Source organism: Caulobacter sp. GW821-FHT10A10 (assembly GCF_059415745.1).
The window spans coordinates 63,922-86,110 of record NZ_JBWKNV010000005.1; the positions used below are offsets into that span (position 1 = coordinate 63,922).

Consider the following 22,189-nt stretch of genomic DNA (forward strand, 5'->3'; position numbering starts at 1 on the left):
TCGCAAGGCCGGGGCTTTTTCGTTTTGGCTCCCACATATCAGCCCGTCATTCTCGCCCTTGTGGCGAGAACCCCTGGTTCCGCTCGCAGGTGAGGCGCCAGCGGACTGCTGAGCAGTCCGCCCCATCCGCCCTTGCGGCTGACAGAGGGTTTCCCGCCACAAGGGCGGGAATGACGGGAGTGTGGGATGGACGCGTCAGGTCCGCTGGCCCGCCAGGTCGCCCTCGGCCTCCACGCCCGCCCGCCCCATCCGCTCGGCCGCCAGCAGCGCGGCAAGCATGGCCACAGCCAGCACGGCGACGCAGACGCCCAGGCCCTGCCAGCCCCAGCGGCCCACGACCAGGCCGCCCAGCGGCGGGCCGATCAGGGCCCCGCCGGCCCCGAACTGGGTCAACAGGCCATTGGCGGAGGCGATCCTGGGATCGTCTGGCGCGCTGGCGCCGGCCAGGCTGGGCAAGCGGGCGAACACCATCGGCGAGGCGATCCCGCCCAGCAGCAAGGCCAGGCCCGCGACGATCGACACCGCGACCGCCCCGCGTCCGACCACCGCCGGATGGAAGACGAACACCGACACCAGCGCCGCCGCCAGCAGCGCCGGAACCACGGTGGCGACCACCGCCCGGCGCGGATCCACGCCCGCCCCATGCAGGATACGCATGGCGATGGCCGAGGCCGGCAAGGCGGTCAGCGACACCAGACCCGTGGCCAGGCTGGCGCCCGACAGGCTCGCGCCGACCCGCTCGGTCAGGAAGCTGGGCAGCAGCATGGTCAGGGCGCAGACGAAGACGGTGAAGAGGCCGAAACCGAAGGTCAGCACCACGGCGGCCGGGGCCGGCCAGGTCATGCGCGCCTCGCTGCGTCCGCCCTGCGCCTGGCGAGCGGCGGCCACCAGGCCCAGGCCGCACAGCACCGCCCACAGCAGCAGCGCGCCCTTCGGACTGGTCGCCGCGACAGCCAGGCCCGTGACGCCGCTGCCGGCGGCGACGCCGACCGGCACGAAGGTGCTCCACAGCACCAGCGCCGGGCCGCGAATGCGCTCGGGCGCGATGGCGACGATCATGGTCGGCGCGGCGATGACCACCAGCACATAGCCGACGCCCTCGACCGCCCGGGCCGCGAACAGCACCCCGGCGTTGGGCGCGAAGGCCTCGATGACGCTGCAGACCAGCAGCACGAAGAGGCCGCTCACCAGGAACCTTCGCCCTCCGAAGCGGCCCAGCGCCAGTCCGGCCGCGATGCCGAACACCGCCCCGCCGATCTCCAGCAGCGACACCAGCAGGCCCGCCCCCGCCAACGACAGATGGAAGGTCTCGCGCAGCACCGGCGCCAGCACGGCGATCTTGGGCAGTTGCGCGGCGGCCAGCACCCCGATGAGCCAGAGCGCGATGATGTTCAGCCATGTACGGATCATGGCCGCCCCTCTAGGGCGCCCCGTCGCGCGAGGACACGTAAAACTTATGCGCGGGGGGCGTATCCACGAACAGATCCCTCTCTCTTAGAGAGAGGGAGGGGCCCGCCGCCGTAGGCGGTGGGAGGGTGAGTGGTTACGGTCTAGCCGATCGGAGCGCGGCCAGGATATCCTCGGCGGTCCCGCCGGGATCGGTCAGCACCTGCTCGTTGTGGAACCTCAGGACGACGTACCCGAGCTGCTCCAAACTGGTGGTGCGATACTCGTCGTAGTCTTCGCGGCCCTCATGAGCGGCGCCGTCCAGCTCCACGATCAGTTTGCGAGCCTCGCAGATGAAGTCTGCGAAATAGCGGTCGATCGCAATCTGCCGCATGAACTTGAAGCCGGCGAGGCGACGGTTGCGGACGAGGGCCCAGAGCGTCTTTTCCGCCAAGGTCTGGCGCTGGCGAAGGCGACGGGCGTAGGCGGTCCTGTCCATACCCAAAGCCTCGGCACGGCCGTCCTGCGTTCTCAAGCAGAGGAATTGGGATTTTCCTGTGATCGGCGAAACCACTCACCCTCCCACCGCTTCGCGGCGGGCCCCTCCCTCTCTCTAAGAGAGAGGGGTTTCCTGGGGCCGCTCACGCCTTCCACTACCCGACCGTCGTCGCCAGCCGGCCCGTGCGGCCGTCCGACAGCGGCACGGTCTCCCACTGCAGCAGGCCCGGCCGGATCGGGATGTCGTCATGGCCGTTCGAGCCGGTCTCGAAGCGCAGCTGCTGATAAGACCGCTCGAACCAGCCGCCGTCGGCCAGAGCCGCTTGGGCAGCCACGACGCCGGGGCTGGCGAAGCGCCACAGCGAGGTTCCCAGCATCTCGGACGCATCCACCGCCCAGGTCGCCGCCCGCGGGCGCGAGACGGCCAGCAGCTGATGGGTGGCGTCGCAGACCAGGTGCACCGGCATCGTCGAGGTCTCGACCAGGCGCTTGAGGGCCGAGTCCCCGCGATGGCCGGCCTGGGCCGCGATCAGGGCGACGATGCGCGCGCGATGGGCCTCGTCGGGCTCCTGCGCGCCGCTTTCCCAGCGCGACACGGTCGCCTGCGACACCGCCAGCAGCTCGGCCAGATGGCCCTGCTTAACGGCGTTGAGGCGCCGGAACCTGCGCAGGGCCCGGCCGACGGGAAGGTCGTGCAGCATGCCCCCAGGGTAACTCCACGCCCGCGCGGAGGCTAGCCGCCCCGCGCCCGCCGCCACTTCCACAGACGCAGCAACACGCCCGGCGCGGCCAGCACCGGGTGGCGCTCGCGCCAGGGGGTCAGCTCGACCTTGAAGCCGGTGTGGCGCTCGATCTTCCAGGCGGCGTAGCGGGCCGCGCCCTGGAAGGTGAAGGCCGCCTTGATCAGCCGGGCGACGTTCAACGCCTTGCCGAGATTGCGACGGAGCCGCCAGGCGCTCTTCAGGCGCTTGCGCTCGATGGCCGACATCTCCGGGACGGGCCGCCCCTCGCCGTCGAGCCGCCCGTCGTCGGCCCAGCAGGCCGGCAGCAGGCGCTGGTAGTGGCCGGGGTCGAAAGCCAGGATCGAGGCCTCGCGGCCCGACTTCTCGACCCGGAACTCGGCGGCGTAGGTCTCCTGGAACAGCGCCGTCCAATAGGCCTCCGGCGTGCCCTCCTCCGGCCCAAGGGCCGTGGCGAAGCGGGCGGCGGTGCGGGCGGCGCGGCGCACGGCCTCGATCACCGTCTCGCGGGCGGCGGCGTCCACCGCCCAGACCAGTCCCGACGGTTGCACGAAGCGGGTCCACAGGGTGGTGTCGATCCCCCGCCCCTTCACGGCCTGGGCGAAGCGCGACAGGGTCATGGAGGCGACCTTGGCCCGCAGGGTCAGGCCGTCATGCTCCAGCTCGTGATAGCTGACGTCGGGCCACAGGATGCGGGTGGCCACGCCGCGCAGGCCGCGCGGCGGCCGCTGCGTCAGGACGTAGAAATCCAGCACGCCCGAAAGGTCGCCGGTGCGCAGGATCGAGCCGTAGAACAGCACCGCCTGGGCGCTGGGGAACAGGCCCGTCAGATGCTCGGCGAAGGCGCGGATCGGCGCGGGGATCGGCTGGTCGAGTTCGGCCTCGACCAGCGGCCGGACCGCGCTCATCCGACCACGAACCGCAGCGGCGCGCCCAGGGCCACGGCGATCTTGCCGCCCTCGAACACCTCGCCGTCGAGCACGAAGTCGAACTGGCCCGAAGCGTACAGCGCCGCCGGGTCGCGACGACGGTAGCCTCGCGCCTCGAGGGTCGGCTTGGGCTTGCCCGACAGCACGGTCGGCAGCATGCGCAGCAGGCGCCTGGGGGGCGCATCCACGTCCAGCACCTTCAGCCCCTCGCGTGGCGGACCGAACGGCTTGAGGCCGAACGGCAGGCGCTTGAGGGCCGTAGCCAGCAGTACGAAGCGCTCTCCGGCCGGCTGGGCCTCGCCGTCGATGGCCACCTTGACCGCCACACCCTGCCGCCACTGGTCGCGCGCCCCGCCGAACAGGGCGCCGATCGCGGCCCCGGCCAGGGTCACCGCCACCGAAAGGCTCTGGAACACGCCCATGCGGTTGACGCGCTTGGACAGGGCCGTGGCCCGCACCAGCGCGCCCAGGCCGAAGAAGAAGCCCCGCAGCGGCGGACGGCCGTCGGCGAAGCGCACCTCCAGCGGGGCGCGGATCTTGACCCGCGGTTCGGGCTGGGCGGCGGCGGCCAGCGCCTCTTCCAGCCGCCAGTCGCGCGGCGCGCCCAGATCGATGGCCAGGACGTTGGTCTTGCCCGACGGCACCACCGCCAGCATCGGCATGTCGTCGCCGAAGGTCGCCGGCGTCAGGCCAAGCACGTCGCGCACCGTGCCGTCGCCGCCGTCGATGACCAGCAGGTCGATCTTTTCGTCGGCGAAGCGGGCCAGTTCCTCGGACAGCGCCTCGCGCGTCGCCGGCTCGACCACGCGCACGCCCTCGGGCGTCGGCGCATGCACCCGCCCCTGGTTAGCGTGGCTGCGCGGATTGCGGACGACGCCGACGCGCATCACCGCGACAGCCAGCTCTGGATCGAGCCCTTCGGGGCGGCGAAGCCCTGCAGGATCTGGACGGCGTGGACGACGAAGCAGATCGCCGTCCAGGCGGCCACCAGCACGAAACCGATGTCCGGACGGCCGACCAGAGCCGTGGCGGTCAGCAGGATGAGATTGGGGTTACGGCGGGCGGTGATCAGCCGGAAGAAGCTGTCGAACGGCCGCCAGGCGTGCATCTCCAGCTTGAAGAGGGACAGGAAGATCCCCTCCTCCACCCGCTGGGCCACGTAGCCGCCGACGACGATGGCCAGCAGCCACGGCGCCCAAGGTATCGACAGGCCCACGGCGAACACGCCGACATACCAGGCCCACCACCAGAACGGCGGGTGCACCAGGTCGATGCCATGGTCGAAGACGTTGCCCCACTTGGACGAGGTCAGGGTCACCCGGGCCAGCTTGCCGTCGACCGTGTCGAGGAAGGTCATGATCCAGGCGCAGACCAGGCCCCAGCCGAACTGTCCGCGCCAGAACAGCACGAAGGCGGCGATGGTCAGCAGGAAGCCGATGAAGGTCACCTGGTTGGGCGTCATCTTGGCCAGGGCGCACCAGCGGGTGACGATCCGCGCCGGGGTCGGCCAGACGTACTTGGTGACCAGATCGGTGACGCCCTTGTACGAGCCCTGAAACAGGCGCTTTTCGACCGCGCGGACGGTGTCCTTGTCGAGGCGCTCCAGCACCGGCGGCTCGCGCTTGCGCAAGGCGCTGTTGTAGGCCGAGCCCACTTCCAGCGCGGTCAGGCGGACAAAGCGCGGATCGACGCTCGACGGATCATCGCCGGCCGCCAGGGCCGCGACGGCCGCTTGCGCGACCTCGGCCGGAGCATTGACCGCCACGGCCGCGCCCGCGTCGTCGACCAGCACGGCCCAGGGTCGTCCGGCCAGGGCCTTGATCAGCGACTCGTCGAACACCCAGCCGGCGTGGACAGCCACGACGTCGCCCTCTCCGGCGCCCTCGGAAAGTCCGATCCGACGATAGATGCGCGACAGCCGCTCGCCCGAGGTCATGCCCCAGATGCGTCCCTGGCTCTCGCCCACCGTCACGGCGCGCGAACCTGCCGGATTGATTTCACCCGTCACCGGAACTTAAACCCCTTGAAAGCCGAGGCGATTGATAAGCAGCTTCGTCGCAATTCGCCACAATCGCACCGGCCGCTCTTGTCGATATTCCGCCTCGCCCATCTTTCCGACCCTCACCTGCCGCCGCCGCCCGGCGCCTTTCGCCTGCGTGACATCGCGTCAAAGCGCCTGCTGAGCCGGATCGCCTGGCGCCGCAAGCGCAAGGTCCACCGGCCCGAAGTGCTGGCCGCCCTGGTCGCCGACCTCGCGGCCCACGCCCCCGACCATGTGGCGATCACCGGCGATTTGACCAACTTCGCCTCGGAAGCCGAAGTCGACGCCGCCACGCGCTGGCTAAGATCGCTGGGTCCGGCCGAGACCGTCACCGTCAGCCCCGGCAACCACGACGCCCTGGTCGGCGAGAGCGCCCAAGGCCGCTTCGCCCCATGGACCGCCTGGCTGGGCGACGACGAGGAGGCTGCCTTCCCGCAGGTGCGGCTGCGCGGCCCCGTAGCCCTGTTCAACCTGTGCTCGGCCGTGCCGACCGCCCCGCACCTGGCCACCGGCCGCCTGGGTGCGGAGCAGCTGAAAAAACTCGACGCCCTGCTGGCCGACCCGGCCTATGGCGACCGCTTCAAGGTGGTGCTGCTGCACCATCCGCCCAACGCCGGGGCGGTGTCGTCGCGCAAGGCGCTCGAAGACCAGGCCGACCTGCGCGCCGTCCTGGCCCGGCGCGGCGCCGACCTCGTGCTGCACGGCCACGCCCATGAGTCGCTGACGGCCAGCGTGCCCGGCCCCGACGGCAAGGCCATCCCGGTGCTGGGCGTGCCGTCCGCCTCGGCCTGGAGCGGCGGCCACTCGCCGGCGCGCTGGCACGCGCTGGAGATCGAGGAGCGCGACGGCGGCTTCTCGCTGCGGGTGATCGCGCGGGGGCTCGATCCGGAAACCGGCGGGATTCGGGAGCTGGGGCGGTATTCGCTGGTTTAGCCAAGACCCTCCCCCTGAAGGGGGAGGTGTCGGCGAAGCCGACGGAGGGGGATGTGGCCTGTCAGCCAGCAACGCCGCGACGCCAGCAGGGACTTCCCCCTCCGGCCCTTCGGGCCACCTCCCCCTTCTGGGGGAGGATCTGAAGCCCCCTACTTCCCGTAGCGCATCCGCACCCGGATCGTGTTGTCGCCCGACTTCACGTTGATCCGCGCCGAATCGAACGACGGCACGCCGAAGCGCGACGGAGCGTCGTTGGAGAAGCCATAGCCCTCGGTCGGCACGCCCACCGCGTTGCGGTCGAAGTCCTTGTTGCCGTTGCTGTCGTGATAGACCGCGACCGCATAGATGTCGGCCTTGGGCAGGTTGAAGCAGGCCTCGGTGGTCGGGGCGCTGGCTGGCACCCGCAGGCGCAAGAGCTTGCCGCGCGGTGCCAGGAACCGGCTGGGGTCGGACGGATAGATCGTCACCGTCACCAGCCCTGAGTCGGACTTCAGCTTTCCGACCTCGACCGTCAGCCGAACGCCCGTGTCGCGTCCGACGCAGTCCTGCTTCGCCGTCGCCGGCGCCGCCATTCCCAGCACGCCCAGCAGCGTCCCTAGCGCCGCAAGGCCTGGAAGAACGGTTCGTGCTTCCATGTAAAACGTCGTGTCCCTATTGTCGCCGCGTCGCGATCCGCGTCCGGACTCGCCCGCAGTATCGGTTGCCGCATGCCCAATCCCACAGCCCTCGCGTTCGGCTACCCCCGCTCGAAAGTCGCGGAGACCGATCGCTGGCTGGTCTTGGTCCGTCCCAAGCAGCCGACTTTCGGGTCTCTCGTCCTCGTATGCAAGGAACCCGCTCACGCCTTTTCGGAGTTGAGCCCCGAAGCCTTCGCCGACATGCAGACGGCGATCGCCGGGATCGAACGCGTTTTGAAGTCCAAGGTTGCGTACGAGAAGATCAACTACCTGATGCTGATGATGGTCGACCGCGACGTCCATTTCCACGTGCTGCCCCGCTACGAGGGCGCGCGCGACCACGAGGGGTTAAGCTTCCCTGACGCCGGCTGGCCCGCCGCCCCGGCCCTGGGAACGGCCGTCGCGCTGGACGACGACGCCGTCGCCCGCCTGGCCCAGGACTTCGCCGAGGCGTGGGTCGCCGCGTGAGCCGCAAGAGGAAGAAACCCGATCCGCGGCGGTTGACGGCCCTTGGCCTGATCGACCGCTACCTGCTGCGCCTGCTGTTCTGGCCGCTGGTCGGGTGCCTGGGCCTGACCGTCGTCGCCCTGCTGCTGGAGCGCGTGCTGCGCCTGCTCGACCTGCTGTCGCAGAGCAGCGCCCGCTTCGACTACGTTACCCAGCTGGCCCTCAACCTGGTGCCGCACTATCTGGGCCTGGCCCTGCCGGTGGCCTTCTTCGTGGCCCTGTTCATCGTCATCAGCAAGCTGTCGGACGGCTCGGAGATCGACGCCCTGCTGGCCGGCGGGCAATCCCTTGAACGCGTCGCCGCGCCCTTCGTCTGCATCGGCCTGGCGCTCAGCGTCTTCAGCATCGCCGTGTTCGGCTACGTCCAGCCCTACAGCCGCTACGCCTATCGCGCCGTCATGCACGCGGCCGTCAACGCCGGCTGGAACGGCCGGCTCTCGGGCGGGGCCTTCATCGACGACGACGGCTCGCTGATGACCGCCGACAGCGCCGACCTGGCCGGCCAGACCCTGACCCGCGTCTTCATCCGCCGTCCCGACGCGGCCGGCCACGAAGAGCTGATCACCGCCGCCAGCGCCACCCTGCAGGTCGCCGCCGACGGCAAGACCGTGACCATGCGCCTGAGGTCGGGCCGCCGCATCGGCAGCGACGCCCGCGGCAACTACCGCAGCCTGGCCTTCGACGACCTGACCACCCAGGCCCCGCTGAAGGCGGCCGCCGGGCTGCTGCGCGCCAGAGGCGGCGACGAGCGCGAACTGACCCTGATCGAGCTGACCCGCCAGGCCAATTCACCGAACCCGGTCGTGCCCAAGGCCACCCTGTGGGCCGAGTTCTACGGCCGCCTGGCGCGCGCCGCCTTCCTGCCGTTCCTGCCGCTGCTGGCCTTCCCGCTGGGCCTGGCCGCCAAGCGCGGCAACCGCGCGCCGGGCCTGCTGCTGGCCGGGGTGCTGCTGCTGGCCTTCCAGCACAGCCTGCTGCTGGGCCAGAGCCTGGCCGAGTCCGGCCGTCTTGCCCCCATCCCCGCCGTCGGCGCGCCGTTCCTGGTGTTCACCGGCCTGGCCGTCTGGCTGTTCGTCGGCAGCCGCACGCGCCCCGGCGACACGCCGATCTCGCGCCTCGTCCTGGCCATGAGCGCCTGGTTCCGCCGCGTACTGAGAGCCTTCCAGCGCAAGGAGCGCGCCGCATGAAGCTGCCGCTCTACGTCCTGCGCACAGTCGCCACCCGGGTGCTCGGCGCGATCCTGATCCTGATGGCCATCCTGCAGATCCTCGACCTGCTGGAAGTCACCACCGACATCCTCGACCGCGGCCTGGGCGTCGCCGGGGTGTTCTATTACGCCGCCCTGCGCGCCCCGCGCCTGTTCGAGCAGGTCGCGCCGCTGGGCGTGCTGGCCGGCGGCCTGTTCGCCTTCTCGCAACTGGCCCGCGAGAACGCCGTGGTCGCCATGCGCGCCAGCGGGATCTCCGGCTACCGCATCGTGCTGATGGCCGTGCCGGTGGCGATCGCCGTGCTGTCCCTCGACGCCCTGTGCGCCCAGGTGATCTCGCCGCGCACCGACCCGACGCTCAGCGCCTGGTGGGCCGCCACCACCCCGGTCGCCGAGCGCAAGCCCCCGACCGCCCGCACCTTCCGCGCCGGCGAGGACCTGGTCACCGCCAAGGAAGCCCTGGCCGACGGCGCGGAGCTGCGCGACCTGACCATCTATCGCCGCGACAAGTCCGGCGCCCTGACCGAGCGGGTCGTGGCCCCGGTCGCCAGTTTCCAGAAGGGTGCCTGGCGACTGGAGAAGCCCGTCACCACCCGCTTCATCGGCGATCGCGTGGAACCCATGGTCGCCGCTTCGGCCACCTGGCCCACGGCCCTGCGCCCCGCCGACGTGCAGGCCTTGTTCGCCGACGCCCCCGCCCCGTCGGCCGCCTCGGCCCGCCGGGCGCTGGAGAACGGCGGCTCGGACCGGCCGCAGAGCTTCTACGCCACCCGCCTGCAGACGGCCTTCTCCGGACCGCTGGCGGCCCTGGTCATGCTGCTGCTCAGCGCCCCTGTCGCCTGGGCCAATTTCCGCAGCGGCCAGGGCGCGATCCTGCTGACCTCGGGCCTGGCCGCCGGCCTCGTCTATCTGGTCGCCGACGGCCTGCTGTCGGCATTGGGCGAGTCCGGCTCGCTGTCGCCGATCCTGGCCGCCTGGGCCGCCCCCGCCGTCTTCACCGCCCTCGCGGTGCGCGCCTTCGTATCCCTGGAGGGATGATGCCTTTCGATTCCGCGGCCGAGGCGATCTCGGTCCTGCCCGTGCGCACGCCTGAAGAGCTGAAGCGCTTCATCGCCCTGCCCGCCCGCCTCAATGCAAAAGATCGAAGCTGGATCACGCCGCTGTTCCTGGAGCGGACCGAAGCCCTGTCGCCCAAGACCAACCCGTTCTTCGCCCACGCCCAGGTGCAGCTGTTCCTGGCCGTGCGCGGCGGTCGCGACGTGGGCCGGATCAGCGCCCAGATCGACGAGCTGACGCCGCAGAAGGTCCCCGGGCGCCTCGATGGTCACTTCGGTCTGATCGCCGCCGAAGACGACTCAGACGTCTTCGCCGCCCTGTTCGCGGCCGCCGAGTCCTGGCTGCGCGAGCGCGGCCGCACCCACGTGATGGGTCCGTTCAACCTGTCGATCAACGAGGAGGTCGGCCTGCTGGTCGACGGCTTCGACACCCCGCCGATGGTGATGATGGGCCATGATCCGGCCTATGCCGGGGCCCGCGTCGAGCAGCAGGGCTACGCCAAGGCCAAGGACGTCTACGCCTATTACGCCCCGATGCAGGCCGACCTGCCGCCGGCCGTGCGCCGCCGCGCCGAGCGCCCGCCGGCCGACGGCGTCGTGCTGCGCCAACTCGACATGAGCCGCTACGACGAGGAGGTCGCCACCCTGACCGACATCCTCAACGACGCCTGGAAGGACAACTGGGGCTTCACCCCCACCACCGAGGCCGAGACCGCCCAGTTGGCCAAGGCCCTCAAGGCCGTGATCGACAAGCGCCTGACCTGGTTCGCCGAGATCGACGGCGAGGCGGCCGGCTTCCTGGTGTTCCTGCCCAACGTCAACGAGGCCATCCGCGATCTTGGCGGCAAGCTGCTGCCGTTCGGCTGGGCCAAGCTGCTGTGGCGACTGAAGGTCAAGCGCGTGAAGTCGGCCCGCATCCCGCTGATGGGCGTGAAGCGCAAGTTCGCCGAGGGCATCCGCGGCCGCATGCTGCCGTTCCAGATGATGCACGCCGGCCGCACCTCGGCCCTGGCGCTGGGCTACGAGCGCTTCGAGATCTCGTGGGTGCTGGAAGAGAACATGCCCATGCGCCGCATCGCCGAGTCCCTGGGCTCGGAAATCTACAAGACCTATCGCGTCTACGAGAAGGCGCTGTGATTCACGGTTTCAAGGCGCTGGTGCTGGCCGGCTCGCGGCCGGGCGAGGTCGACAGCGCCGCGGCCTATGCCGGCGTCTCGCACAAGGGCCTGATCACGCTGGAGGGACGCACCCTGCTGGACCGCGTGCTCGGCGCGGTGCAGGCGGCGGGTGCGCAAGCGGTCGGCGTCTCGACCTCCGACGCGGCCATCGTCTCGGCCCTGCCCGAAGGCGTGCAGGCCATCGCCGCCTCGACCGAAGGCCCCAGCCAGAGCGTGCGCGAGGGCGCCGAGAGCCTGGGCCTTCCGCTGCTGATCACCACGGTCGATCACGCGCTGCTCAAGCCCGAGTGGATCACCCAGTTCCTGGCCGACGCCCCGCAGGGCGCCGACGTCGCCCTGATGCTGGCCCCGGAGGAACGCGTCCGCGCCGCCGCGCCGGACACGAAGCGCACCTATCTGAAGTTTCGCGACGGCCGCTTTTCGGGCTGCAACCTCTTCCTCTTCCGCAGCGAGGCCGCCCTGCCCGCCATCGCCCTCTGGCGCCGCGTCGAGCAGAACCGCAAGCAGCCCTGGAAGATCGCCGCCATGCTCGGCCCGGGCCTGCTGGTCCGCTACCTGCTGGGCCTGCTGACCCTGGACGAAGCCATCGCCCGCCTCGGCGCCCTGGCCGGCGTCAAGGCGGCGGCGGTGCGCGCCGAGGACGGCCTGGCGGCGGTGGACGTCGACAAGCCCGCTGACCTGGATCTGGTGCGGCGGATCGTCGGGGAGACGGCCTGAACGCGAACGGGGGGAACCATGCGCGTCACCATGCGGATATTCTGGGGCTATCCTGACACACAAGCCATCGGCGAGACGGTCGACGCCTTCGCCCCGCTCCTGATCGCCGATTGCGAGACGGCCGCGCCTTTCGCGCACATCGACCAGCTCTGCCTCGGCTTCGGCGTCGACCACCCCGCCTCGTCCACGCGCCACAAGGGCAGCGGCACTCTCTCGAGCGACGACCAGACTTTCATCGCCAGCGCCGGCCTCGACTACGACGCCTGGATCGGCGACAGCTGGCCCGACCGCGTCGAAGCCGTGGCCACGGCGGCCAGGGCCGCTCTGGCCGCCGTCCACAAGACCCGGATCACCCAGGCCGAGCGCGACGCCATGACCGCCGCCATCGACCGCGCGACCCAAGCCCTCAAAGCCTCTCCGCCAGAGAACCCGGCGGCCCTGAAGCCGATCTACGTGCACGCGACGGCCGAGGGTGGGATACAATCCATCGGCTTCAAGCCGCCGCTGGCCGCCATGGCCTCGCTCCTGACGAATCCCCCGGTCGAGGTGCAGCCGGCCGACATCGCCGCCTATCTGGCGCGTTTCAGTCCGGCCGAAGAACCCGTCGCGACGATCAAGCTGCACAAGCGCATCGACAGACGCCTGCACTATCGCGAGGCGTGGGTCGACGGCGAGACGGTGGTCGAGCACTTCGGTCCGTGCGGCGAACGCGGCGAGGTCGTCGAACACCCCGCCGCCGACGCCCGCGCCCAGCGCAAGATCGTGGAGCGCATCGCCGCCACCGCCCGCGCCGATGGTTTCAAGGCGATCACGGAATCGCGGATGGCCGGCCTGTTGGTCAGCATCCCTATCGACGGCATGGGCTCGACCAAAGACCTCGAGCGCCGCCACGCCCTGGAGGATTTCCTCGATGAGGTCACCGGCTGGCTGGGCCTAGGCCATTGCGACGGCGGCTCCAGCGGCTCGGGATCGATGGAAGCCTTCTGCCTGGTGGTCGACTACAGGCTGGCCGCCGAGGTGATCGGCCGCGAACTGGCCGCCTCGCCATTCGCCGATTTCACCATCAGCCGTGAACCACGCTAGCCCCTCGCCACGCTCAACGCCTCGCGCTGGGCGAACACCCGGGTGACCTCGGCCATGTTCTCCTCGCCCCAGGCGCACAGCGGCACGAGCGCCTGCGCGAGGCTGACGCCCAAGGGCGTGAGGCTGTAGTCCACCCGCGGCGGCACTTCCTTGTAGTCGGTGCGCTTCACCAGGCCGTCGGCCTCCAGCTCCTTGAGCTGCTGGATCAGCATCTTGTCGCTGACGTCGCGCACGGCGCGGCGCAGCTCGCCGTAGCGGGTCGGCCCGCCCTGGGCGAGGAAGTAGAGGATCAGCGGCTTCCACTTGCCGGCGACCACCCGCAGCGTGGCGTCGAGGCCGCAGGTGAAGCCCGGCAGCGTCGGGGTGCAGGTCTGAGCCTGCGGCGGGGCGGGGTTCGAAGGGTTCGACGACATTTCTTAGGCACTTACCAAAAGGTGCATACTTGTCGATAGGTGGGTAGGTCGCCAGCTCTGTGCAACCTCATTGAAGGAGCACATCATGAGCAGGCTCAAAGGCAAGACCGCGGTCATCACGGGCGGCGGAACCGGCATCGGACTCGGCGCCGCCAAGCGGTTCGTCGAGGAAGGCGCGTTCGTCTATCTGTTCGGGCGGCGACAGGAGCAGCTCGACGCCGCCGTGGCCCAGCTCGGGTCCTCGGCCCGCGCCGTCAGGGGCTCGGTCACCGACCTTTCCGATCTCGATCGGCTGTACGAGACGGTGAAAGCCGAACGCGGCGGGCTCGACGTCCTGTTCGCCAACGCCGGGACCGGTTCGTTCGCCCCGCTGGGCGAGATCACGCCCGAGCACTACGACCAGATCTTCGACGTCAATGTGAAGGGGCTGGTGTTCACGGTGCAGAAGGCCCTGCCGCTGATGAAGGAAGGCGGGTCGATCATCCTCACCGGCTCCAGCACCGGCGTCATGGGCACGCCGGCCTTCAGCATCTACAGCGCCACCAAGGCGGCCATCCGCAATCTGGCGCGCAGCTGGGCGCAGGACCTGCGCGGCACGGGCGTGCGCGTCAACGTGCTGTCGCCGGGACCGACCCGCACCGAACTGGCGCTCGAGATCGTCGGCGAGGAGGCCTTCGGCGCGCTGGGCGCCATGACCCCGATCGGGCGCCTGGGCGATCCGTCCGAGACGGGCGCGGTGGCCGCCTTCCTGGCCTCGTCGGACAGCAGCTTCATGACCGGCGGCGAGGTCTTCGTCGACGGCGGCCTGGCCCAGGTCTGAGGCCGTCCGCCACATGAGCCCGAGGGCTTCGGCCGCACCGAAGCCCTCGACGCCGCAAGACTCGCCCGACTGGCGAACATCACCTTGAAAACCAAAGGTTTTCGGCGATTTCACTCACAGTAAGCCTTTCCAGGACGCAGCGGCGGGCCTATCTGGCGGGAAACCGTCCGCCCACGGCGTGACGGGGCCGATCCACAGTCTCGTAAGCTTGTCCGTGTTCCAGTCTCTCGTGCGCGCCGCCGCTATCGGCGGTCTTCTGCTGCTGTCCGCCTGCGCCAGCGTCCATATCCCCGCCACGCCGCAGACGGCCTTCGGCCGCAGCGAGACCAGCACCCTCTCCGAAGGCGTCACCTACTGGAGCGAGACGCGCGAGAACCCGCTGCGGCAGGTGTTCCACGTCGTGCGGCTGGACCTGGCCAATCCCAAGGTTCAGCTGTTCGTCTCGCCGCCCAATGACGGAGCCGGCCAGTATCACGCCCGCACCACCTCGGACTTCGTGACCGCCTCGGGCGCCCTGCTGGCCGTCAACGCCAGCTATTTCACGCCCTTCAAGCCCGGCGCGCGCGGCGGCGACGACTTCGTGCCCCACGCCGGCCAGCACGTCGACCCGGTCGGCAAGGTGATCGTCGCCGGCGCCGTCGTCGCCCCGCCGGAGGTTCCGGAGGTCGATCCGCGCGTTAACGCCATCCTCTGCATCCACCCCTCGTTCGTCGAGATCCGCTCGGGCCACACCTGCCGCTGGGACGTGGTCGACGCGGTGGCCGCCGGGCCAGTGCTGCTGGTCGACGGGGCCGAGCAGTCGTTCAAGCACGCGGGGCCGAAATACGCCGCCGACCGCCATCCGCGCACCGCCCTGGGCGTTTCGGCCGACGGCCGCACCGGCTGGCTGGTGGTGGTCGACGGCCGCCAGACCGTGATCAGCGAGGGCGCGACCCTGGCCGAGCTGACCGCCTTCTTCCGCGACCTGGGCGCGGCCGACGCCATCAACCTGGACGGCGGCGGCTCGACCACCCTGGCCGTGGACGACGGCTTTGGCCGCCCGCGCGTGCTGAACTCGCCGATCCACACCGGCGTGCCCGGCCGCGAGCGGCCGGTGGCCAACCAGCTGGGCGTGCGGGTGCTGGACGCCCCCTCCCCCTAGCTCCGCGCCGACAGGAAGCTGGCCGCCACGTTGCTGAGCGGGCCCGGCCAGTCGCCGAACACGATCGAGCCCGACAGCGGGTCGGTCGACACCGACGGGAAGCACAGGTTCAGCCTGAACTGCAGCAGCTCGTCGCTGGTGCTCTGGGCCATGATCGACAACGGAAAGCCGATGGCCGGGGCGTTATCGTAGATGAACAGCAGCCCCGTGAACGGCGAGATCACCGGCGCGGCCGGGTTGGGGAACGACAGCGTCCCCGTCACCGGAAGCACCTCGCACCGCGCGGTGGATGCGGCCTCCGGCGCGGCGCAGGCGGCCGTCAGCAGGTCGGCCTTCTCGTCGGCGACGACCAGGGCCAGTTCATAGTCGAAGCCCACCTGGCCGTCGGCCAGGATGTCGGGCTTGTAGACCGTCAGCTTGAGGGTGGTGGCGTCGGGCATGGCGCGTCCTCGATCCGTGGTCGCGCGACGATTTTGCGCAACCTATGATCGCATTGGCGCATGACACATTCTTGGGAGGAACGACTAAAGCCGCCCCAATGTTGGAGATCGCGCGCCTGCCGAAAGAGCGGGCGCCGCCTCGCCGTTTCAGGCCGGGGTCGCCTCGGCCGCCGTCCAGGCTTCCGCCAGTTCGCGGTTCTTGGGCAGGTCCTCGGGGAAGTCCATCTCGGCCCAGTCCAGGCCCTCGATCGAGCGCACGGCCACGGCGTCGTGGGCGCGGGCGATCTGGTCGATGGCCGACAGGTACCAGCGGCGCAGGCCCTCGGGCGTGCGCAGGGCGCGCTCGACAATGTCGGTGAACAGCGCCGCGCCCTCGGGCTCGAAGCGCAGGAAGCCGATCGACTCCGCGTCGTAGGTGGTGATGGTCTTGCCGATCTCGCGCAAGGCGTCGCCGTCGGTGCGCACCTTCATGTCGTCGGCGTCGTAGCCGCCGGCCTTACGGTCGATGGTGACGGTGATCGGCGCGGACGGCGCCGACAGCAGGCGCTCGGCGATGGCCGGCTCGAACAGGGTGTCGCCGTTCAGCAGCAGGAACGCGCCCTGCATCTCGGCGCGCGCCATCCACACCGAGGCCAGGTTGTCGCTGACGCTGTAGAACGGGTTGAACAGGGTGCGCACGGTCAGGCCCGGCAGGCGCAGCTTGGCCAGCTCGGCCTCGACCAGGTCGGCGGCGAAGCCGGTGACCACGACCACCTCGGTGACGCCGGCGCGGTGCAGGTGGCGGATCTGCCATTCCAGGACAGAGCGGCCCGACAGCTCGACCAGGCACTTGGGCCGGGTGTCGGTCAGCGGCGACAGGCGCTTGCCCTGCCCGGCGCTGAGGATGATGGCTTTGACCGGCGACTGCATGCGGGAAACTCGAACGCGCCGCGCGAGGCGGCGAAGGCGGAACGAAAAGGGCGAGGAAGCGACTCGAAGCGAGCCTTACCAGCGCAAATTGGTCGCGACCATAGCCGCGGCAAGGCCCGACGTCCCGCAAAAGGCCGATTTGCGACAATGTGCGCCGGGGGCGCGGCGCAGGTTCGGTGACTGAAGACCGAGCGGACAGTTTAAAATCCGCCCATCCCCGCGCACGCGGGGACCCAAGCTGACGTTCCGGATGAGGCGTGGCCGTGGTCTCCCCGCCACCTCGGCTTGGATCCCCGCCTGCGCGGGGATGCTCGGAGGAGGTTGAACCTCAGGCGACCTCAGGCTCCGTTACGCCTCGACCGTCGCCCCGACCTTCGCCGCCACCGTCGGATGCAGCCGCTTTTCGATGGCCTCGTCGATGCTGGCGCGGAAATCCGTCATGCCGGCGTTGACCGGCTCGTAGACGGCATAGTCGACCGAGCACGGATCGCCCCCCGTGAACGGCGGATCGGGATGGTACTGGATCGACAGCTGCACCTTCTGGGTCGCCAGGGCGGCCTTGTCGGCCGCGTCCGGCCCGCCGGCCAGGTCGGTCACGATCGTCTGGACCATGAACAGCGACTCGTCGACCGTCGACGAGATGCCGCCGCCGGTGACGCGGTTGCGATCCTTCACCCAGCGCGGGCAGCCGTTGACCACGGTCACCTCGGGGAACAGCTTCAGGCAGTCGATGAAGGCCCAGTGGGTGGTCGCCTGATAGCCGTCCAGCAGGCCGGCCGAGGCCAGGATGAGCCCGCCGGTGCAGACCGAGACCACATAGGTCGCCGTCTTGGCCCGCTCGACCAGGAAGGCCAGCAGATCCTTGTCGCCGATCGTCTCCTGCAGGCCGTTTCCGCCGCCCGGCACGAACAGCATGTCGAGATGCGGGCACGAGTAGAAGTCGTACTCGGCCACCACCTTCAGCGGGCCGGAGGTCTGGATCGGCTGGGTGGTGGCGGCCACCACCGCCACCTGGCTGGTCCGGCCGATCACCGAGGCGTCGAAGAAGCCGAACACCTCGTGCGGGCCGGAGACGTCGAGGATGTCGACGCCCGGATAGAGCACGATGCCCACCGTGAACGGCGGCAGGTCAGGCTGCGGCGGGGCCGCGAGGCGCGCGTCGCTCATTGCGACACCGCCTGGGACACCGCGATGAACGAGGCCACCACCCCGGCCGGCTCGCCGTTGTGCGGCTTGGCGCGCACCACCGTGCCCACCAGCGACGGCACCTGATCCACACCGTCGGGCCAAGTGTAGCCCGGCCAGCAGTGATAGTCGTACTCCCAGCCGGCGGTCGGCGTGCCGTCACGGCCGTAGCCGTTGATCACCAGGGCCTCGGGACCCGTCCCCTCGCGCAGGATGTGGCCCTTGAGGTCCAGCACGTAGCCGCCGCCCATGTCGAGCGTGCCAATGAGCGAGCACCATTCCGGGCTCTCGAACGTGAACACCCCCTCGCCCCAGATCAGGCTGAGCGCGGTCTGGGCGTTTCCGTCCACCAGCTCGGGATTGTTCAGGTAGCTGCGATAGGTCCACTTGCCGTCGAACGTCATCGGGATCCTCCCCTGCTGAAGCGTTGCGTCACCGGGCGCGCCTTCATTGGGTGTGGACGACGATGTCCAGCACCTGCGGCGTGGCGTTGGTCGCGCCGGCGTCGCCATGGTGGGCGTGCGGCCCGGCCGACAGCAGCGGCTTGCCCGACAGGCGCACCACCCGGATGTTCAGGCCCGACGGCGCGGCCGCCGCCAGCGTTCCGCGCGCCTTGGCGAGCTTGGCCAGCGACTGCGACAGCGGGACGGTGAAGGTCACCGGCCGGGTCACCAGGTGACGACCGAACATCGACAGAGTGGTCACGAAACCCGGCGCATCCGGCTCCACCGCCGCCCCTTCGGGCGTGTTGATCACCACCGCCAGGCCGGCGCCGTGCTCGAACGGCGGCAGGTCGATGGTGATCGTGGCCAGCAGGCTGGTTCCCTCGGGCTTGGCGGCCTGGGCCAGGACGGCGGCCGGCACGGCCACGTCGCCGCCCCCCAGGCTGCCGACGCCCGGGGTCTTCAGCTTGGCGGCGTAGCGGGCCGGCGCCGTGGCGGCGGCCTTCAGCTTGGGCGCGCCGAGCTTGGGCACCACGTTCTCGCCGGAGCCGGGCTGGTAGTCGTAATCGAACGCGCCGATCGTCTGGTAGGCCTGGGCCTTCTGCTGTTCGGGCGGCAGCGTCTTGCCGTCGGCGTCGGTGAAGAACAGGAACGGCTCGGTCTGCCAGCGCACCAGGTCGCCCTTGGGGTCGACATAGCTCGGGTTGTTGGCCGGCAGGGTGGGATAGCCGAAGGCTTGCTGCTTGCGCGTCCAGACGTCCCAGATGCGGTCGATATTGGCGTGGTGCAGGAAGAACAGCGGGTCCACCGGCGACAGGTTCGACTGCATGAAGCCGCCCTTGTCGGTCGTGTTGCCGTCGTCGTCGGTCCAGATGCCGCCGACGCAGTTGTGCACCTTGTTGTGCGGCTGACCTTCCATCACCCCGAAGCCGGTGATGCTGCTGTGGTAGTTCGACTTGGAACTGGCGAAGCCGATGAAGTCGCGCGGCGACAGGGCGTCGTTCAGCATCCACGACGAGACGGCGTTGTTGGTGATGGTGTCGAAGCCGGGGTTCTGCGGAGTCGAGCCGCGCGCATTGGGCGGCGCGAAGAACATCGGCCCGCCCTTGGGCCCGATATCGAACAACAGGTCGGCCGGGAAACGCAGACCGCGGATCAGAAGCTGCTGGTTCTGCGCCGAGGTCAGGCCGTTCCAGAACGTCTCCAGCACCGGGCCGAAAGCCTTGTTGAAGGCGTCCAGGCTCTGGATGTAGGCGGCGTTGTTGGGGTTCAGAACGCCCTCGAACATCGCCGCCGGCACCTTCGGATCGGCGGTCCAGTCCCAGTAGGGGAAGGCGAAGTCGGGATCGCCGCTGATCTTGCGCACGGTCTGCTCGAACAGGCCGACATAGCCGCGGTGCCAGACCACGAACCACCAGTTGCCGTGCGGGCAGTCGACCGTGTGGGTCAGGGCGTGGTTGTACCAGTTGTTCGGATGTTCCGGCGGCAGGCCCAGCATGATCTCGATGGCCTTGGCGTAGCTCTGCAACGCCTTCTGGCCCTGCGGGCTGCTGACGTTCCAGCGCCGCCAGCGGGTCTTGGTCGGGGCGGCCGGCTGGGCCTGGCCCTGCCCCGCCGCCAGCAGACCGAGCGCGGCCGCCGCGCCGCTCGCCATCAAGGCGCGGCGCGAGGGCGACAGGGACGAATGCGGACCGGCCGCGGGATCGTGGGTCATGGAAGGGCTCTCGGAATTTGATGGCGAACGACGGCCTCCGGCGCGCTCATCGCGCCGGAGGCCGGAAGGCTCGAAACTCAGTGGTGGCCGTGCGAGACGCCGCCGGCGCCGTCGGGCAGCACGATCTGGACGTTCTGCATCATGCCCTGGTCCTCATGGTCCAGGATGTGGCAGTGCAGGACGTACTCGCCGATGTAGCGCTGGTAACGTGTACGGACGATCAGGGTGTAGGGCAGGTACGGCCCGTTCTCGACCTTCTGGGCGCTCTTGACCCACAGGGTGTCCTTCCAGACGCCCTTCAGGCCGGGGTACTGCGGGTCCACGCCGTCGAGGCCGAAGTCATCGACCGCCCCCGGGGCGCTGACGTCCTTGCCGGTCGGATCCAGGATCTTGACGATCTGGAACGGGTTCACGTGGATGTGGAACGGGTGGCTGACGAACTCGGAACGCAGTTCCCACTCCTGGGCCGTGCCCAGCACCAGGGTGCGGTCGATCCGGTCCGGCGAATAGGGCCGCGGCGCATAGTCCTGCGAGCCGACCTCGAACTGCACCGGCATGTTGGTGTTCTGGCCGGGAATGGCGATGTTGAAGAGCACCTTCTCGGTCTTGGAGCCCTTGATCTCGGCGTCGGTGATCGTCGGGTGCGGCACGAAGCGGGTCAGCTTCAGCCCGTCCTTGAGGTCGGCCACGACGCTGGCGCGCACGTCGGTCGGCATCTGGACGCTGGCCGCGGCGACCAGTTCGGCGGTCACGAAGGCCGGGATGTCCTTGACCTCCTGGCCCGGAGCGACAGCCACCTTGCCCAGCAGGCGGGTGCCGACGGCCTCGCCGTTGACCGTGCCGGCGGTCGAGGTCTGCGCGTCGAGCATGCAGTAGTTCCCCGCCTTGGGGAAAACCACCAGCAGGTCGTTGCGGTAGCCCGGCTGCAGGGTGACGACCGTGGTCTTGCGGGCCTGGGCGTCGGTCAGGCCGTCGTCGGCGACGATGTAGACCGGAACCGGCTCGCCGACGCAGTAGGTCTGCTGGAACTTGGGACCGTCGGCGGCGGCCAGGCGGTCCAGGGCCGCGGCCCCGCCGTCGGCCATCTTCACGAACTGCAGCGAGATGGTGTCGCGCACCCCGGCGTGGATCATCCGCCAGCGGGCCAGCTCGCCCTGCTTGGCCGGCAGGGTGGCCAGCACCTGGCCGTTGATGCTGGTGTAGCGGCCCGACTGCTCCCAGCTGCCCGGCCCGAAGCCGTTGCCGTTGGCGTCGCTGTAGAACTCGATGACGCCGGTGTCGCCCGGATCGCAGACCCACTCGATCACATTGCCCTGGGCGTCGGTCTTGACCTTGATGTTCCCCTGGGCGTCCAGGCAGGCGTACTGGATCTGCTGGAACACCAGCAGCTTCTCGGGGATCGGCGAGCGGCCCTTGTAGAGCAGGGTGTCGAGATCGCCGTTGGTGGTCGGGGTCGGCTTGCGGTCGCCCTTGATGATCAGGGCCCCGGCCATGCCGCTGGAGACCTGCAGCGCCGTCGAGCCGTGGCGGTGGGTGTGGTACCAGAAGGTGCCGGCCGGATGGTCGCGCGGGATGTTGTATTCGTACTCGAACTGCACCCCGGGATTGATCGACAGCAGCACGTTGTCGCTATTGCCGGTCGGGCTGACCCACAGGCCGTGACTGTGCAGGTTGGTGCCGTTGTAGCAGTGCGGCACGTTGACCAGCCAGTTGGGGTCGGTGCAGCTGGGATCGGCGGGCAGCTTGTTGTCCAGCGCCACCCGCACCGTGTCGCCGGGCCGAACCTGGATGGTCGGCGCCACATAGGGCGTGGTCGCCGAGACGTCGGTGCCGTTGTAGCTGCGCAGGTGGACCTTGTCGTTGCGCCCGTTGGCCGGGTTGTAGAGCTGGCCGTCGGTGTAGACGACGTTGAGGTTCAGCCGCCGGTCGCCGGTCTCGGCCGTGCTGGCCGGGGCGATGACGTAGCTCTTGTCTTTCGAGGCGGTGCCGGTCAGGGCCAGCGGCTCGGGCGGCTTGGCCGCGCCCAGTTCCTTCGAGGGCAGCGGCGCGCCCAGCACCCGCGGATCATCGACGACCCGGTCCTGCGCCGCCGCGCTCGCGGCCTGCAGCGCCACGACGGCCAACGCCGCCCCCGTCGCCAGAGCCAGACGTCGTCCACGCACAGTCCAGCGCC

The 22,189-nt window shown here is 69.9% G+C and carries 23 protein-coding genes; 9 read left to right on the forward strand and 14 right to left on the reverse strand.

The genetic code is table 11. The features are described 5' to 3' along the window. Window positions 1-195: 195 nt before the first annotated feature. The 6 genes from AC07NS_RS14590 to AC07NS_RS14615 form a co-directional block, all read right to left on the reverse strand. On the reverse strand, window positions 196-1,410 hold the full coding sequence (locus AC07NS_RS14590) for an MFS transporter (protein WP_494604339.1): 1,215 nt from the start codon (window positions 1,408-1,410) through the stop codon (window positions 196-198). Window positions 1,411-1,543: 133 nt separating this feature from the next. Further along, on the reverse strand, window positions 1,544-1,885 hold the full coding sequence (locus AC07NS_RS14595) for an endonuclease domain-containing protein (protein WP_494604933.1): 342 nt from the start codon (window positions 1,883-1,885) through the stop codon (window positions 1,544-1,546). A gap of 154 nt (window positions 1,886-2,039) precedes the next feature. Further along, the gene (locus tag AC07NS_RS14600; RefSeq protein WP_494604341.1) at window positions 2,040-2,585 is read right to left on the reverse strand and encodes a helix-turn-helix domain-containing protein; all 546 of its coding nucleotides are present in this window, start codon (window positions 2,583-2,585) and stop codon (window positions 2,040-2,042) included. Between the two features lie 32 nt (window positions 2,586-2,617). After that, complete coding sequence (locus AC07NS_RS14605) at window positions 2,618-3,532, reverse strand: hypothetical protein (RefSeq protein WP_494604343.1); 915 nt, start codon at window positions 3,530-3,532, stop codon at window positions 2,618-2,620. Beyond that, window positions 3,529-4,440 (reverse strand): diacylglycerol/lipid kinase family protein, encoded by a 912-nt coding sequence (locus AC07NS_RS14610; protein ID WP_492854984.1) that lies wholly within the window; start codon window positions 4,438-4,440, stop codon window positions 3,529-3,531. Before AC07NS_RS14610 ends, AC07NS_RS14605 begins: the two co-directional genes overlap by 4 nt. Then, a complete protein-coding gene (locus AC07NS_RS14615) occupies window positions 4,440-5,489 on the reverse strand; it encodes a CDP-alcohol phosphatidyltransferase family protein (protein WP_494604935.1) in 1,050 nt (349 codons plus the stop codon). The genes AC07NS_RS14610 and AC07NS_RS14615 overlap by 1 nt, the downstream gene beginning before the upstream one ends. Before the next feature lie 150 nt (window positions 5,490-5,639). On the opposite strand from AC07NS_RS14615, the gene AC07NS_RS14620 reads away from it, so the two are divergent. Continuing rightward, window positions 5,640-6,527 carry a metallophosphoesterase family protein gene (locus AC07NS_RS14620; protein WP_494604345.1) on the forward strand — a complete coding sequence of 296 codons (888 nt, stop codon included), beginning with the start codon at window positions 5,640-5,642 and terminating at the stop codon, window positions 6,525-6,527. Between the two features lie 149 nt (window positions 6,528-6,676). On the opposite strand, the gene AC07NS_RS14625 is transcribed toward AC07NS_RS14620, so the two are convergent. Further along, complete coding sequence (locus tag AC07NS_RS14625) at window positions 6,677-7,162, reverse strand: DUF2141 domain-containing protein (protein WP_492854986.1); 486 nt, start codon at window positions 7,160-7,162, stop codon at window positions 6,677-6,679. A gap of 72 nt (window positions 7,163-7,234) precedes the next feature. On the opposite strand from AC07NS_RS14625, the gene AC07NS_RS14630 reads away from it, so the two are divergent. From AC07NS_RS14630 to AC07NS_RS14655, 6 genes are read left to right on the forward strand one after another with little or no spacing between them, the layout of a single operon-like run. Beyond that, a complete protein-coding gene (locus tag AC07NS_RS14630; protein WP_494604347.1) occupies window positions 7,235-7,672 on the forward strand; it encodes an HIT family protein in 438 nt (145 codons plus the stop codon). A gap of 32 nt (window positions 7,673-7,704) precedes the next feature. Beyond that, window positions 7,705-8,898, forward strand: coding sequence for an LptF/LptG family permease (locus tag AC07NS_RS14635; protein WP_494604937.1), 1,194 nt, complete (start codon window positions 7,705-7,707; stop codon window positions 8,896-8,898). After that, window positions 8,895-9,956 carry an LptF/LptG family permease gene (locus AC07NS_RS14640; RefSeq protein WP_494604349.1) on the forward strand — a complete coding sequence of 354 codons (1,062 nt, stop codon included), beginning with the start codon at window positions 8,895-8,897 and terminating at the stop codon, window positions 9,954-9,956. The genes AC07NS_RS14635 and AC07NS_RS14640 overlap by 4 nt, the downstream gene beginning before the upstream one ends. Next, window positions 9,956-11,110: a ceramide synthase gene (bcerS, locus tag AC07NS_RS14645; protein ID WP_494604351.1), complete on the forward strand. Its 1,155-nt coding sequence runs from the start codon at window positions 9,956-9,958 to the stop codon at window positions 11,108-11,110. Before AC07NS_RS14640 ends, bcerS begins: the two co-directional genes overlap by 1 nt. Further along, window positions 11,110-11,868 (forward strand): NTP transferase domain-containing protein, encoded by a 759-nt coding sequence (locus AC07NS_RS14650; RefSeq protein WP_494604938.1) that lies wholly within the window; start codon window positions 11,110-11,112, stop codon window positions 11,866-11,868. The genes bcerS and AC07NS_RS14650 overlap by 1 nt, the downstream gene beginning before the upstream one ends. A gap of 18 nt (window positions 11,869-11,886) precedes the next feature. Next, complete coding sequence (locus AC07NS_RS14655) at window positions 11,887-12,951, forward strand: hypothetical protein (RefSeq protein ID WP_494604353.1); 1,065 nt, start codon at window positions 11,887-11,889, stop codon at window positions 12,949-12,951. Here the strand turns inward: AC07NS_RS14655 and AC07NS_RS14660 are convergent. After that, a complete protein-coding gene (locus tag AC07NS_RS14660; protein WP_494604355.1) occupies window positions 12,948-13,364 on the reverse strand; it encodes a winged helix-turn-helix transcriptional regulator in 417 nt (138 codons plus the stop codon). The two genes, AC07NS_RS14655 and AC07NS_RS14660, sit on opposite strands and share 4 nt — an antisense overlap. Before the next feature lie 85 nt (window positions 13,365-13,449). Here AC07NS_RS14660 and AC07NS_RS14665 point away from each other — a divergent pair, with 85 nt between their 5' ends. Together AC07NS_RS14665 and AC07NS_RS14670 are read left to right on the forward strand one after the other, a co-directional pair. Next, window positions 13,450-14,184, forward strand: coding sequence for an SDR family NAD(P)-dependent oxidoreductase (locus tag AC07NS_RS14665; RefSeq protein WP_494604357.1), 735 nt, complete (start codon window positions 13,450-13,452; stop codon window positions 14,182-14,184). 214 nt (window positions 14,185-14,398) lie between these two features. Further along, a complete protein-coding gene (locus AC07NS_RS14670) occupies window positions 14,399-15,325 on the forward strand; it encodes a phosphodiester glycosidase family protein (RefSeq protein WP_494604359.1) in 927 nt (308 codons plus the stop codon). On the opposite strand, the gene AC07NS_RS14675 is transcribed toward AC07NS_RS14670, so the two are convergent. The 6 genes from AC07NS_RS14675 to AC07NS_RS14700 form a co-directional block, all read right to left on the reverse strand. Further along, a complete protein-coding gene (locus tag AC07NS_RS14675) occupies window positions 15,322-15,765 on the reverse strand; it encodes a hypothetical protein (protein ID WP_494604361.1) in 444 nt (147 codons plus the stop codon). The genes AC07NS_RS14670 and AC07NS_RS14675 overlap by 4 nt on opposite strands. 147 nt (window positions 15,766-15,912) lie before the next feature. After that, window positions 15,913-16,674 carry a phosphocholine cytidylyltransferase family protein gene (locus tag AC07NS_RS14680; protein ID WP_494604363.1) on the reverse strand — a complete coding sequence of 254 codons (762 nt, stop codon included), beginning with the start codon at window positions 16,672-16,674 and terminating at the stop codon, window positions 15,913-15,915. A gap of 348 nt (window positions 16,675-17,022) precedes the next feature. Beyond that, a complete protein-coding gene (locus tag AC07NS_RS14685) occupies window positions 17,023-17,841 on the reverse strand; it encodes a DJ-1/PfpI family protein (RefSeq protein ID WP_494604365.1) in 819 nt (272 codons plus the stop codon). Next, window positions 17,838-18,263, reverse strand: a complete 426-nt coding sequence (locus AC07NS_RS14690) for a hypothetical protein (protein ID WP_494604367.1) — start codon at window positions 18,261-18,263, stop codon at window positions 17,838-17,840. Before AC07NS_RS14690 ends, AC07NS_RS14685 begins: the two co-directional genes overlap by 4 nt. 43 nt (window positions 18,264-18,306) lie before the next feature. Beyond that, window positions 18,307-20,016 carry a tyrosinase family protein gene (locus AC07NS_RS14695; protein WP_494604369.1) on the reverse strand — a complete coding sequence of 570 codons (1,710 nt, stop codon included), beginning with the start codon at window positions 20,014-20,016 and terminating at the stop codon, window positions 18,307-18,309. Window positions 20,017-20,093: 77 nt separating this feature from the next. Continuing rightward, the gene (locus tag AC07NS_RS14700; RefSeq protein WP_494604371.1) at window positions 20,094-22,178 is read right to left on the reverse strand and encodes a multicopper oxidase family protein; all 2,085 of its coding nucleotides are present in this window, start codon (window positions 22,176-22,178) and stop codon (window positions 20,094-20,096) included. Window positions 22,179-22,189: the final 11 nt, after the last annotated feature.